This window comes from Amycolatopsis sp. CA-230715 (assembly GCF_018736145.1).
Classification (GTDB): Bacteria; Actinomycetota; Actinomycetes; order Mycobacteriales; family Pseudonocardiaceae; genus Amycolatopsis.
This window is the reverse complement of the sequence record NZ_CP059997.1, coordinates 8,947,093-8,959,863: the sequence shown is the minus strand read 5'-3', so window position 1 is coordinate 8,959,863 and position 12,771 is coordinate 8,947,093. Positions and strand designations below refer to the sequence as shown.

At 71.2% G+C, this 12,771-nt stretch carries 14 protein-coding genes; all 14 read right to left on the bottom strand.

Translation table 11 applies throughout. The features are described 5' to 3' along the window. Positions 1 to 59: 59 nt before the first annotated feature. The 14 genes from HUW46_RS41860 to HUW46_RS41795 all read right to left on the bottom strand — a co-directional run bounded on the left by HUW46_RS41860 (position 60) and on the right by HUW46_RS41795 (position 12,771). Positions 60 to 632, bottom strand: a complete 573-nt coding sequence (locus HUW46_RS41860) for a YbhB/YbcL family Raf kinase inhibitor-like protein (protein WP_215544192.1) — start codon at positions 630 to 632, stop codon at positions 60 to 62. A gap of 53 nt (positions 633 to 685) precedes the next feature. Continuing rightward, positions 686 to 1,330 carry a lytic polysaccharide monooxygenase auxiliary activity family 9 protein gene (locus HUW46_RS41855; RefSeq protein WP_215544191.1) on the bottom strand — a complete coding sequence of 215 codons (645 nt, stop codon included), beginning with the start codon at positions 1,328 to 1,330 and terminating at the stop codon, positions 686 to 688. 123 nt (positions 1,331 to 1,453) lie between these two features. Further along, positions 1,454 to 1,678, bottom strand: coding sequence for a hypothetical protein (locus HUW46_RS41850; RefSeq protein ID WP_215544190.1), 225 nt, complete (start codon positions 1,676 to 1,678; stop codon positions 1,454 to 1,456). Between the two features lie 168 nt (positions 1,679 to 1,846). Then, complete coding sequence (locus HUW46_RS41845) at positions 1,847 to 2,935, bottom strand: acyl-CoA dehydrogenase family protein (protein WP_215544189.1); 1,089 nt, start codon at positions 2,933 to 2,935, stop codon at positions 1,847 to 1,849. Continuing rightward, positions 2,932 to 4,128, bottom strand: a complete 1,197-nt coding sequence (locus HUW46_RS41840; RefSeq protein WP_215544188.1) for an acyl-CoA dehydrogenase family protein — start codon at positions 4,126 to 4,128, stop codon at positions 2,932 to 2,934. The genes HUW46_RS41845 and HUW46_RS41840 overlap by 4 nt, the downstream gene beginning before the upstream one ends. A gap of 12 nt (positions 4,129 to 4,140) precedes the next feature. Next, positions 4,141 to 5,379 carry a cytochrome P450 gene (locus HUW46_RS41835; RefSeq protein ID WP_254125494.1) on the bottom strand — a complete coding sequence of 413 codons (1,239 nt, stop codon included), beginning with the start codon at positions 5,377 to 5,379 and terminating at the stop codon, positions 4,141 to 4,143. Positions 5,380 to 5,387: 8 nt separating this feature from the next. Further along, on the bottom strand, positions 5,388 to 6,128 hold the full coding sequence (locus tag HUW46_RS41830; protein ID WP_215544186.1) for a class II aldolase/adducin family protein: 741 nt from the start codon (positions 6,126 to 6,128) through the stop codon (positions 5,388 to 5,390). Between the two features lie 27 nt (positions 6,129 to 6,155). Further along, entirely contained in the window at positions 6,156 to 6,863 is a 708-nt protein-coding gene (locus tag HUW46_RS41825; RefSeq protein WP_215544185.1) for a 2-hydroxychromene-2-carboxylate isomerase, read from the bottom strand. Then, positions 6,860 to 7,762 (bottom strand): thioesterase family protein, encoded by a 903-nt coding sequence (locus HUW46_RS41820; RefSeq protein WP_215544184.1) that lies wholly within the window; start codon positions 7,760 to 7,762, stop codon positions 6,860 to 6,862. Before HUW46_RS41820 ends, HUW46_RS41825 begins: the two co-directional genes overlap by 4 nt. A 10-nt stretch (positions 7,763 to 7,772) precedes the next feature. Further along, entirely contained in the window at positions 7,773 to 8,549 is a 777-nt protein-coding gene (locus tag HUW46_RS41815) for an alpha/beta fold hydrolase (RefSeq protein WP_215544183.1), read from the bottom strand. Then, positions 8,536 to 9,402 (bottom strand): beta-ketoacyl synthase N-terminal-like domain-containing protein, encoded by an 867-nt coding sequence (locus HUW46_RS41810; protein WP_215544182.1) that lies wholly within the window; start codon positions 9,400 to 9,402, stop codon positions 8,536 to 8,538. The genes HUW46_RS41815 and HUW46_RS41810 overlap by 14 nt, the downstream gene beginning before the upstream one ends. Beyond that, positions 9,399 to 10,505 (bottom strand): beta-ketoacyl synthase N-terminal-like domain-containing protein, encoded by a 1,107-nt coding sequence (locus tag HUW46_RS41805; RefSeq protein WP_254125487.1) that lies wholly within the window; start codon positions 10,503 to 10,505, stop codon positions 9,399 to 9,401. Before HUW46_RS41805 ends, HUW46_RS41810 begins: the two co-directional genes overlap by 4 nt. Continuing rightward, the gene (locus tag HUW46_RS41800) at positions 10,502 to 11,557 is read right to left on the bottom strand and encodes a beta-ketoacyl synthase N-terminal-like domain-containing protein (protein ID WP_215544181.1); all 1,056 of its coding nucleotides are present in this window, start codon (positions 11,555 to 11,557) and stop codon (positions 10,502 to 10,504) included. Before HUW46_RS41800 ends, HUW46_RS41805 begins: the two co-directional genes overlap by 4 nt. Continuing rightward, positions 11,554 to 12,771: a beta-ketoacyl-[acyl-carrier-protein] synthase family protein gene (locus HUW46_RS41795; RefSeq protein WP_254125486.1), complete on the bottom strand. Its 1,218-nt coding sequence runs from the start codon at positions 12,769 to 12,771 to the stop codon at positions 11,554 to 11,556. The genes HUW46_RS41800 and HUW46_RS41795 overlap by 4 nt, the downstream gene beginning before the upstream one ends.

Sequence of the window (12,771 nt, the reverse complement as noted above, 5' to 3'; positions counted from 1 at the left end):
TGCCGAGAACGTGCGCCGCCCCGCCGACATCGAATCGTCGGCGGGGCGCGCGGACGGGCTTACGACTCGCCGCTGATCCTGGCCGAGCCGATCGAGGACGAGACGATCGTCCTGGCCGCGGTCTGGGTGGACGAGGTCGAGTCCAGGTTGGTCAGCGACGCCTTGTTCAGCGCGTGCACGACGAACTCGTAGGTGTTCACCGTCGAGGGCGAGCAGGGCCCCTGGTAGCCGAAGAGGCTCGCGCTCCCCCGGTAGTAGACCTGCCGCGCACCGGCCGGAACCGCGGGCCGGTAGGCGTGCTCGACGTTCTGGGGCAACGAGGTCGCGCTCACCGGGATGTCGTAGATGACCCAGTGGATGAGGTTGTTGTTGTCGAGATCCCGCATGACGATCGCGTAGCTCTTGGCCGCGGCGGGGGCGCCGGACCAGGCCAGCGGCGGGGACTCGTTCTTCTTCGCGGGATCGTTGCCGCCCCCGCTGGTGCACTCGTGGACCTTCGGGATGAGGCCCCCGTCGACGAAGGCGGCGCTGGACACCGTGAACGCGGCCCTGCCCGGCGAAGCGGTCGCGGGCAGGACGCTGGTGGCACCGGCGACGAGCAATGCGCAAAGCGTGATCCTGGTGATTCTCATGGGAAACTCCCGAGAATACTCATGGTCCTTTTCACCCGGTTATCGAAAATCGTTCAGCGGAACAGCACGTCCGAGCAGGAGTAGAAGGCTTCACCCGAATCCGGCCAATGGCGCTGCCAAATGGAGTAGATCAGGTGCCGCCCGCTGTGCCCGCCGGGCAGCGTGGCCTTGAGCTGGTAGTTGTTCCCGACGATCGGCGGGTTGTCCTGCTTGTAGAACGGGGTCGCTTCGAGATCCGACCACTTCAGCGGCTGCGTCGGGTCGTACCCGTTCTTGGTGACGTACAACTCGAACGTGCCCTCGTGCGCGGCGGTCAGCTGGTACTGGAAGGTGTACGGGCCGCTGCTGGGCATCGTGGTCGCCGGCCAGTCGGCGCGGGGCAGGTCCAGGCCCTTGTACTTGTCCCGGCCCGCGCTGCACAGCTTGCCGTCCGGGATGATGTCGCGGCTGTGGCCGTCCGCGTCACCGATGTTGACCTCGTCCCAGTCGTACAGCGGCCAGCTGTCCCCGACCGCGACGGCCGCCTTGCAGGCCGCCGACTGAGGCTCCTCCGGTCCTTCCTGGAAGCACTGGTAGATCCTGCTGACCGGCTTGCCCATCGAACCGTGTGCGAACGCGGGAACCGCGGTGAACGCGGTGGCCGCGCAGAGTGCGAAGGTCATGGCCGCCACCTTGGCGGCGGAGCGCGCAATCCTCATGGCAGGTTCCTCTCTTGAGAGGTCTAGACCATGAAGGCTATCCACGCCGATCCGGCCGTCGGCAGACCCGAAAGTCGGTCACACCGCCGGAACGGTCGAACCTTCCCGCAGGGCGAAAACCGATCAGCGGCCCGGCCGGTCGCGGGCCGGATCGAGGAGGAGCAAGGCGGTCACCAGGATTTCGCCCCGGGCGCCGCTGAAGAAGATCCCCCCGCCCGCCGCGGTGAGGAGGAAACCGCTCCACGCCTTCAGCGCGTCCTGCCAGTCTTCCGCGCCCGTCGGCATCACCAGCACGACGAGGACCACCACGGCGTCGAGGAAGACCGGCCACGACCATGTCACGTGCATGCCCGGGCCTCCTCGCCCGCGCGGTACGTCGTCGGCCGCGGCCGGTGCTTCCCCTATCCCCGAACAACTTCCACTCGAACTTCGGTCCGGTGCGCCGCGACCGGAGAGCCGACGCTACGCGCACTCGCGGGGACCAGTCCCGACGCGAACCCGGTGGAGCGGGCTCGGCTAGCGCGCTCCGTCGAGAGTCAGCGCCGCGATGCGCTCTCGGTGCCACCGCGCGTCGCCGTACTGCGCGGCCTGCCGGTGCGCCCGTTTGAACAGCAGGTGCGACTCGTGCTCCCAGGTGAACCCGAGCGCGCCGTGGTATTGGATCATCGTGGCCGTCGCGGTCACCGCCATCTCGGAAGCCTTCGCCTTGGCCACCGAGACCATCAGCTCGCGGTCCGGCAGTCCCTCGTCCAGTGCGTGCGCCGCGTAGAGCACTCCGTGCCCCGCCATCACCACTCCGGACCACAGGTCGGCGAGGCGATGTCCGAGCGCCTGGAACGCCCCGAGCGGGCGGCCGAACTGCCGTCGCGATTGCAGGTGCGCCACCGTCGACCACACCGCCCGTTCCGCCACGCCGACCAGCTCGGCCGCGGTGAGCACGGCACCGCGCGCGAGCAGCGCTTCCCTTGCGCCCTCGTGCCTGGCGAGGCATTCGGCCGCTGCCCCGGTCAGGGTGGCCACGGCGAGCCGGGTGGTGCCGTCCATCGCGTCGAGCGGTGCCACCTCGATCCCGTGGGTGCCGGAGAGCCGGACCAGGCGAACCGTCCCGTCGGTGCAGGCCACCGCGAGCAGATCGGCCGCGGTCGCGTACTCGACCATGCCGCACGAACCGGTCAGCCAGTCGCCGTCCGCTTCGACTCGCACGGAATCACGGCACGGCGCGGCCCAGTCCGCGCTCAGGGAGAGCGTGCCCACCACGTCGCCGTGCGCCAGTGCGGGAAGCCATTCCGCTTGCTGCTCCGGATCTCCGCACAACCGCAGCGCTTCGCCGACGAGGAGGGTGGGTACCAGCGGGCCCGGCGCCAAGCCACCGCCGACTGCGCGGGCGAGCGTCACGCCCGCGACGAGATCCCCGCCGAGGCCACCGTGTTCGGTGGGGACGAGGGTGCCGAGCCAGCCCTGCTTCGCCCCGGCGTCCCACAGCGTCCGGGGAAACGCGTCGGCGTCCTCGTACCCGTTTCGCAGTTCGTCCGGGCCGAGGTCGTCGATGAGCGCACGAGCCGCTTCGCCGAGCGCGCGCTGTTCGGGCGTGAGTTCGAACCTCATCGGTGCTCCTTCGGCAATCCGAGCACGCGCTGCGCGATCACGGTGCGCTGGACCTCGGCGGAACCGCCCCAGATGGTGTCCGACCGCGCGTGCAGCATCGCGGTCCGGAGCGGTTCGAGGTCCATCCCCGGTACGGGCGCGCTCACCTGGTGCGCCGCGCCGAGCACCTCGGCCCAGGTGTCGCTGAGCGCGCGGCGGGTGGTGCCGTGGTGGAGCTTGGTGATCGACGCTTCGTGCCCGAGTTCCCTGCCCTGCTCGACCTGGGTCAGCACGTGGTAGGCGTGCAACCGGAGCAGTTCGATGTCGACGAGTGAGCCCGCGAGGCGCTGCCTGCTCTCCGGATCGTCGGCCACCGGGGTGTTTCCGCGCCGCAACCGGCCGCACGCCGACGCCAAGGCGTCCCACTCCTTCCGCACCGCGCGGTACTGGCCGAGGGTGGATCCGCCGCGTTCGTGGGCGAGCAGGGTCAGCGCGACGCGCCACCCGTCGCCGGGGGTGCCCACGACCTGGCTCGCGGGCACCCGCGCGTCGGTGAAGAACACCTCGCCGAAATCGGCCCCGCCGGGGAGCTGGCGGATCGGCCTGCGCTCGATACCGGGGGTGGCCAGGTCCACCAGCAGGAAGGTCAGCCCGCCGTGCCGCCCCGCGTCCGGATCCGTGCGCGCGAGCAGGAACGCCCAGTCCGCCCGCATGACCCCAGTGGTCCAGACCTTCTGACCGTTGAGCACGTAGTCCGCACCGTCGAGCACCGCGCGGCAGCGGATCCCGGCGAGGTCGCTGCCCGCCTCGGGTTCGGAAAAGCCCTGGCACCAGATCCGTTCGCACCGCAGGATCGGGCGGAGCAGCTCGCGCTTCTGGTGTTCGGTTCCCAGCAACAGCACCGTGGGCCCGAGGAACTTCGTCGCGATCGTGTTCACCGGTTTCGGTGCCGACGCCCTGATCAGCTCGTCGTCGTGGATCGCCCGCTGCACCGCGGTTCCGCCGCGCCCGCCGTACTCGACGGGCCAGTCCACACCGGACCATCCCGCGTCCGCCTTCGCCGCGTCCCATTCGCGACGCAGTGCGAAAGCTTCGTCGGGGTCGATGCGGCTCCAGAAACCGGCCTCGCGCCACTCGTCGGGCACCGCGGAGCCGAGCCAGGCCCGGAACTCCGCGCGGAACCGTTCGTCCTCCGGTGCGAAGCCGATGTCCACTTGGCACACTCCTCAGCCCGCCAGCCATCTGGCAGGCAACGACTTGATCCCGTTCACGAAGTTGGATTCCATGCGCACCAACGGTTCCGAAAGTTCGAGGCGACGGAGGTGCGGCCGCAGTTCGGACAGCGCCGCCGTCGCCTCCAGCCTGGCGAGGTGGGTGCCGAGGCAGAAGTGCGGGCCGATCCCGAACGCCAGGTGCGGATTGACGACCCTGGTGAGGTCGAGCCGATCCGGCTCGGTGAACACCCGGTCGTCCCGGTTCGCGGAGGTGTAGTACAGCACGACCTTGTCCCCCGCCGCGATCTTTCGCCCGCCCAGCACGACATCCCTCGTCGCCGTGCGCCGGAACTGCATGATCGGGGTGACCCAGCGCAACAGTTCCTCGACGGCGGTCGGCAGCACCGACGGGTCGGCGCCGAGCGCGTCACGCTGCGCGGGATGCTCCGCCAGCGCCTGGATGCTGCCGGAGAGCAGATGGCGGGTCGTTTCGTTGCCCGCCACCACGAGCAGCAGCCAGAACTGGCAGAACTCGCGGTCGGCGAGCGGGCGCCCGTCCAGCTCGGCGTTGGCGAGTTTGCTCATCAGGTCGTCACGCGGCGCGCGGACCGCGTCGGCGCGTTTGTCCAATGCGTACTGGAACGCCTCGACGATCGTGCGGCGATATGCCTCGACATCACCGCCGCCGTACTCGGGATCGTCGAAACCGACGAGCTGGTTTCCCCAGCGGTAGAGCAGGTGCCGGTCCTCCTTCGGCATGCCGAGCAGATCGGTCAGCACCAGCAGCGGCAGCTCGGCCGCGAAATCGGTGACCACGTCGAATTCGGGCGCTGCCAACACCTTTCGTACCAAGCTCGCGGCGTGCCCTCGCACCGAGTCCGCCAACCCGTTGATCGCCTTCGGCGTGAACACCGACGTGACGAGCTTCCGGATCCGCGCGTGCTCGGGGGCGTCCATGTTGACCAGGAGCTGTCGCGCCGTGCGCAAATCGGCCTTGGTGCGGGGATCTACCAGGAACGCGCCCTTGGCAGCGGACGAATACGTCTCGGGCTGCCTGGCCACTTCGACGACCTCAGGATGCCCGACGACCGCCCAGTAGCCGGTGCCCCTGATCGCGGTCTGCCCGGCACTGCTGTGCCGGACCAGCGCGGGCTCGGGCACCCACGTGACGTTGCCTTCCTCGCGCAGCCTGCGGAACTCGGCGTGCGGCACGCCTTCGGCGTAGGTAGCGGGATGTGCCACGTCGGGCATGGCTCGCCTCATTCCAGCAGATCGGGTTCGGCCCGCGCGATCCACTCGTACAGCGGGCGGAAGTTGAACCGGCCCATCGACGGCGTGCCGAGCAGGTCCCGCGCGGACTCCGCTTCGGCGTCGGGGATCAGCACCGGCTCGCTCGCCGACGCCTCGGCCAGCAACTGCACCTGGCAGCACCGCTCCATGCTGATGAACCACCACGCCGCCTCCGCCGGTGAGCCGCCGACGGTGAGCAGGCCGTGGTTGCGCAGGATCACCGCCTTGTGCCCGCCGAGTGCGACCGCGATCCGCTTGGCCTCTTCGGGATCCAGCACCACACCGCCGTACTCGGCGAACACCGCGTGGTCGCGGTAGAACGCGCAGGCGTCCTGCGTGATCGGGTCCAGCGGCCGCCCGAGCGACGCCCACGCACGGCCGTGCAGCGAATGGGTGTGCACGGCGGAAACCACCTCGGGGTAGGCCGCGTGCAACTCCGCGTGGATCGTGTACCCGGCCTGGTTGACCTTGCCCTCGCCTTCGACCACGGTGCCGTCGGCGTCCACGAGCAGCAGGTCGCGGACGCGGACGTGCCCGAAGTGCCTGCCGAGCGGGTTGATCCAGAACCGGTCGGGCCGTTCCGGGTCGCGCACGGTCATGTGGCCGCCGACGCCTTCGTCGAAGCCGTACCTGGCGAACAGCCGCATCGACGCGGCGAGACGGCGCTTCCGGTGGGTCCGTTCCTCGTTGGGACTGCGAGCTTCACTCACGGTGTTCCTCCTTTCGGCGCAACGAACTCAGCCGCAGCCGCCCGCGGTGTCACTGTCGTAGGCGACGGTTTCGGCCCGCGGCCCTGGCACCGTCGCGAGCCCCTCTTCCCCTGCCGTGCGCCAGATCGCGAGGAAGGTGCCGACCCGGTCGAGTCCCCAGAACCGGTCCCGGCCCCACAGCAGGTACGGGATCCCGAAAACGTCGTCGTGGTAGGCGGAAACCAGCGCGCGCACGCCTTCCTGGCGGATGTCGGGTTGCTCTGGCGCGGAGACGGCCAGGTCGGGATCGACGCCCGCGCGCTCGGCGACCGCGCGCAGCACGTCCGGCGTGCAGACGTCCTCACCCCGGTGCCAGCGCGCGGCCACCACTTCGTCGTAGAAAGCCAGCCCGCGTCCCTGCCCGGCGGCGAAGATCCAGCCGAGGTGCGGTAGTTCCCACCAGGGATCCACGTCGATCGGCCACGCCATCGGCAGCCCGGCCGCGGTCGCCACGCGCTTGGTGTCCAGCAGCAGGTAGCGGTGCTTCGCCCGGCTCATCTGCGTGTAGTGGATCTCGGCACCCGCTTCGGTGACGCCCGCGGTGGTGCGCGCGTCAGGGTCCCAATACGGGATCCACTCGAAGGCCGCGGCGGCGTCGTCGACCTCCGCGCGCAGCCGCTGCACCGCCAGCCAGCTGTACGGGCTCCGGAACGAGAAGTACAGCCGGGGCCGTCCCCGCGGTTTCCGGGGGCTCATCGGTTCGCTCCGGTCAACGCGGCGACCACCGCGTCGTCCAACTCGGCCAGTGCGCCCGCCCGTTCCCCGGCGCCGATCGCGTAACCGTGCACGATGCTCGCCGTCGCGGTCTGCACGAGTTCGTTCCCCCGCAGGACGTAGCAGTCCATCCGGCCGTCGAACAGGGTGTCGCGCAGGATGTCCCCCACCTCGAAAGTGGTGTAGACCGTTTCTTCCATCAATGCGGGCTCGACCAAGCGCACGCGCGCCCTGGACACCACCGGGATCCAGGACCGCTCCCGCATGAGCGTCCCGACCGAAACCCCGCGGTCGGCGAGGAACCGGTCGACGACCTCTTCCAGTGCGCGGACGTACCCGGAGTGCTGTACGCGGTCCGCGTAGTGGCAGTGGAAGTACCGCGCACGCCACGCCCACACGAACCGGCCGCCGTCGGACAGCAGTTCCACCGGATCGCCGTCGCAGTCGCGGTGGAGTGGCGCGGTCACCGCGCTCACGGTGTCGGCGACGAACCCGGCGATCGGGTCCGGCACGGGCTCACTGTCGCGTTCGGACACCAGCGCGACGGTCACCTTCGCCTTCAGCACCAGCGTTTCCCCGCCGTCGCGCACCGCCACCAGCCGGACCGCAAAGCGGCGGCCGCCGGTGTGCTCGACCTCCGCCCGCACCTCGTCGTCGACCTCCAGCACCGCGGGCAGCTGCGCGGAACAGTCCACGATCTCCACGCCGAGGCCGTACCGGTGGTACAGCTCCTGCGGACCGAAGCCGCGCTCACGGAACCAGCCGAGCACGCCCTCCTCCACCAGGTACAGGAAATGCTTGAACCCGATCCAGGTCCGGATGTTCGCGCCCTCGAACCGCGGCCGGCAGCGCAGCGCGGTGGTCTCGTGCAAAGCCGTCATCAGCGTCTCCTCACCTGCCGCCGTCCGGCAGTCCGATGTGCGCGTCGAGGAACTTCGCGAGCCCCGTCGCGACCCGCTCCGGCCACTTGACGTGGCAGAAGTGGTCGTACTCCTCTTCGATGTCCAAAGTGGACGTGGGAAGCGCGCCGGCCAGCTCGCGCGCGGCGCGGACCGACAACGTCGGATCGTTGCCCCCGGCCACGATCGACAGCGGCACGCCGATCCGGTCCAGCGGCAGCAGGGTGCTGTCCACGAACTGCTGGAAGACCGCGAGGAACCCGGTCGGGCCGACCCGGTCCACCGCGCGGTCCGCCATCGTCGCCACGATCTCCGGGTCGAGCGACGCGGCCCGCTCGCCCAGCCGCACCATCAGCCCGTGCCGGACGTGCCGGTCGAAGGCGCGGCGGGAGCGGTCGAACACCTCCCAGGTGACGGCGACCTTCGGCGGGCGGTACAGCGGGCACAGCATGACCGCCGCGCGCCAGCCGGAACCGCGGGTGGAGCCGAGCAGTTCGAGAGTCGCGTTGGCACCGAAGGAATGCGCGATCACGGCCGCGGGATCCTCGCCGACTTCGGCGAGCCCGTCGGCCAGCAGCCGGCCGGGCGAACGGTCCCGCCACGCGTAGTCGTTGCCCGCCCGCCACGGCAGGTCCAAGGCGAGCAACCGCCAGCGCGAGTCGAGGAACCCGCTCACCGGGAGCCAACTGTCCCACGCCGCTTCCAGGCCGTGCACGAGCACCACCGTCGGCCCGCCCGGCGCGCCTCGCGAAAGTTCATGCACCGGCATTCGCGTCCCCCAGCAAGGCAGTGCGGCCCGCGGTGTGGACGGTGACCGCGGTGGCGGCGCCCGCTGCGGCCAGGTGGTAGCCGACCGCGAGCGAAACCACGTCCTTCGCGCCGTAGCAGTCGCCCCACCGCGCGGCTGGGTCGATTCCTTCCGCGCCAACCACTATCGGCGTCCCGTGGTCCGGTGGCTTGGCGTCCAGCGCCAACGGCACCCCGCCCGTGCCGGTCAGCACCACGCACGCGGCACCCGCACACGGATTCGCGACCCCGGCCGCCTGGCGGAGTTCCGTCGCCACCGGGTCCGCCGGTTCGGCGCCCACCAATACCACCCGGCGCGCCCGCCCCGCGCGGAGCAGCAGCACGGCGAGGGCCAGCGCGTCGGCACCGGCCGCGGCACCCGAGCACACCTGGAAGTTGGGGCCACCGAAGCCGAACCACCTGGCCACCGTGGTGGCGACGACGTTGCTCGACGCGTTCGGTGCCGCGAGCGGGCTCGCCGCGCGATACCCGTCGCGCTCGATGGTGCGCGCGAGATCGGCGACCGTCTCGACGGTGCCGAGGTTGACCGCGGCCACGACGGCGATGCTGGGATCGCGGTCGGGCGGCGGTACCTGGCCGGGAGCGAAACCGAGCGCGCGGTGGGTCGCGCACAGCGCCAGCCGGGTGGCCGGTTCCTTCATCAACAGTCCGCGCCTGCCGAGCAGCGTCGCGGCCCGTTCGGGCGGACATGCCGTCCCCGCAAGGCTTTCCGGCCACTCGGACGCCACGCATCCGGCGGCTTCGACGAGTTCGTTCAGCACCGGGCCGACCTCGGCGTCGGGCAGGTGGACGCTGGCGGCCGTCACGCCGATCATGCGGCCTCCAGCAGGGAAACCGCGTTCGCGCCACCGAAACCGAACGCCTCGGTTTGCACCAGGCGCGGCACCGTCTCGATCGGGCGGCCGACCACGAAGCGGATCCCGTCGCCCTCCGGCAGCACGGTCTCCAACCCGATAACCGCCGGAACCACCCTGCCGCGCAGGCAGCGGATCGCGACCTCGACGTTGACGAGCGCCGCCGTACCGGACATGTGGCCGACGGCGCCCTTCACCGCCGTCACCAGCGGGGAACCACCCGGTTCGAGCAGGACTTCGCGCAGTGCGGCGCTTTCGACCGGATCGTTGAGCGCGGTACCCGTGCCGTGCGCGACGACGACGTCCACTTCGGACGCCTGCCGTCCCGCCCTGCCGAGCGCGTCCCGCATCGCTTCGGCGATTCCCGCCGCGTCCGGTGCGGTCTCGTGGCGGGCGTCGCAGGAAAGCCCGGTCGCCAGTACCGATGCGAGCGCGGGCCCACGCCGGTCGCCCCGGGTCAGTACGAGCGCGGCGGCGCCCTCGCCGAGCAGCACGCCCGTGCGATCGGCGTCGAACGGGCGGACGCTCCGGGTGGGTTCGGCGGCGACCCTGCCGATCATCGCGAGCATGGACCGCGTCATCCCGTCCGCGGCGCACGCGAGCACGACGTCGGCCTCCCCTAGTTCGAGGAGATCCTGCGCGAGCGCAAGGGCGTGGCCACCCGCACTGCACGCGCCGGTCAACGTGATCACCTCGGTCACTCCCGGCAACGCGGCGCGCAACACCCTCTCGTAGTGGAGGTCCTCCGGATCCGGTATTGCACCGCCGAGCGCCCAGTCCTCCACCGCGGCCAGTTCGCCGAGCCCGGTGCCGACGATCGCGAGCACCCGCTCCCGCGCGGGATCCGCCCGCGACCGGGCGAAGGCGTCCGCGGCGCAGTCCGCCAGCCAACGGCCGACGCGCTCCTCGCCGAGGATGTGGTAACCGCGTTCGACGCCGAGCCGGTCCGCCGAACCGTGCCGGAGCGGTCCGACGCCGGATTCGCCGCGCAGCAACGCATCGAACGTCCGGTCCCCGGTCCCGAAACAGGTCCGGAGCGCGCTGGCCACCACTCGCACGGTCACGCGCGCACCACCCGGATCACGGCCACGGCGACCGCCCCGTCGTCGTCGCACCCGGTGACCAGTGCCGCGCCGGCCGGGGACGGTTCGATGCCCCGGTGGCCCGCGAGCAGCAGGCCGACCCCGAGGCCGCCGGTGGCCGCTCCGCAGTCGCCGAAGTACACCCTGGGCAGCAGCCGGGGGACCCGGTCGCCGAGCACCCCGGTCACCGGCTGGTACTCGCTCTCATCGGCCTCGTCCGCTTCGCCGGTGACCACCGCGACGACCTCTTCGCGGCCGACACCCGCGGCCCGCAGTGCCCGCCGGGTGCAGGACCGCAGCGCGCGCTCGCGCCCGCCCGCCGGACCGTAGCCGGTGCACACCGCGAGCACGTCGGCCTGCGGGGACCTGCCCGCGGGGGAAGCCTCCACCACGAACACCACCGCCGCTTCCCCGACCGAAACCGGCTTGGGTTCCGTTGTGGACAGTGCGTGCGCCCACGCCCGGTGCTCGCTGAACTCTTCGGCCGCGCCCACCAGCATCGCGCCCGCGTACCCGCGCTCCAGCGCGTTCGTCGCGTAGCGCAACGCGATGAGGAACCCGATCGGTCCACCCGCGACGGTCGCGTTGACCCCGCGCAGGCCGAACCGGATCGCCGCCTGGCCCGCCGCGCAGTTCATCACGGTGTTCGGGAACAGCACGGGGTTGACCAGGTACGGCTTCTCGCTGATCTTGCTCTCCAGGCTGAACTCGCTCGTCGACTTGAAGCTGCCGACGGTGGTGCCGAGCGCGACTCCGATCCGGTCTCGGTTGGTGTCGTCCGGTTCCAGCCCGGCGTCGGCGAGCGCGTCGCGGCAGGCGACCACGGCGAGCGAGGTCGCGCGGTCGAGGAAGCTCGTGCCGCGGCGGCCCAGCTCCGCCCGCACGTCGAAGTCCACGACGGCGTGCGCGTCCGGGTACGGCAGGGGGCGGTCCGACAGCGCCGTGACCGGGCCCGGTGTCCAGCTGGCCAGCGCGGCCCGATCCGGTCCCGCCACCACCGAACCCCGCGACCAGCCGGTGATCGTCGCACTCATCGCACCGCTCCCAACAGGACGATCGCGTTGTTGCCGCCGAAGGCGAACCCGTTGTTCTGCACCACCCGCACCCGTGCCCGCCGCGCGAGGTTCGGCACCGGGTCGAGATCCGCGAACGCGAGGTCCGGCGTGGACCAGTTGACGGTCGGGGGCAGGAACCCCTCGGTGATCGCGAGCGTGCAGGCGATCGCGCCGAACCCGCTCGCCGCGCCCATGCTGTGGCCGATCATCGACTTGATCGAGCTGGTCGGCGGCGGCCGGTGGCCGAACACCTCGAAGATCGCGGCGGCCTCGGCCGCGTCGTTGGTCGGCGTGCCGGTGCCGTGCGCGCAGATGTAGTCCACATCGGACGGTTTGACGTCGGCGTTGCGGTGCGCGATGCGCATGCACTCGGCGACGCTGCGCTGGTCCGGCGCGACCGGGTGGTTGGCGTCGCAGTTCGCGCCGTACCCCAGTACTTCGGCGAGCATCGCGGCCCCGCGCGCGGCGGCGTGCTCGTAGGTTTCCAGCAGCAGCACCGCACCGCCCTCCGCGGTGAGGATCCCCGACCGGTGCCGGTCGAACGGCGCGCACGCGTCCTCGGTCAACGCCCCGAGCCGGTAGAAACCGGCGTGCGCCCACTGGCACACGGAATCCGCGCCACCGGCGAGCACGACGTCGGCCGCGCCCGTGGTGAGCAGGTCGTAGGCGTAACCGAGCGCGTAGTTGCTCGCCGAGCACGCGGTGGCGAGGGTGATCGACTCGCCTGCCAACGCGAGTTCCTCGCTGACCGCGTGCGCCAGCCGGGACGCGGGCAGCTTCGCGAGCAGGCCTGGGTCCATTGTGTCCGGTCCGTCGATCCCGAACTGCACGGTGAGCGATTCGAGCACCCGCGATTCCCCGCTGGTCGTGCCGATCACGACGTGCGCCCGCTCCGGATCGACGTCGCCGAGATCGAGCCCGCCGTGGTCGACGGCGACCCTGGCGGCAACGGCGGCGAACTGCCCGGAGCGGCCCCAGGCGTCCTGGTCGATCCGGCGCAACCACCGCTCCGGCCGGAAATCCGGCACCTCCCCTGCCTGCTTGGACGGGAAACCGGACGCGTCGAACGACGTGATCGGGGATATCCCGGAAGCACCTTCGCGGAGGCCCGCCGCGAAAGCCGCGGGGCCGATGCCGATGCTCGACACCGGCCCCAGACCGGTCACCACCACGCGGGCGCAGGTCTCGGCCAC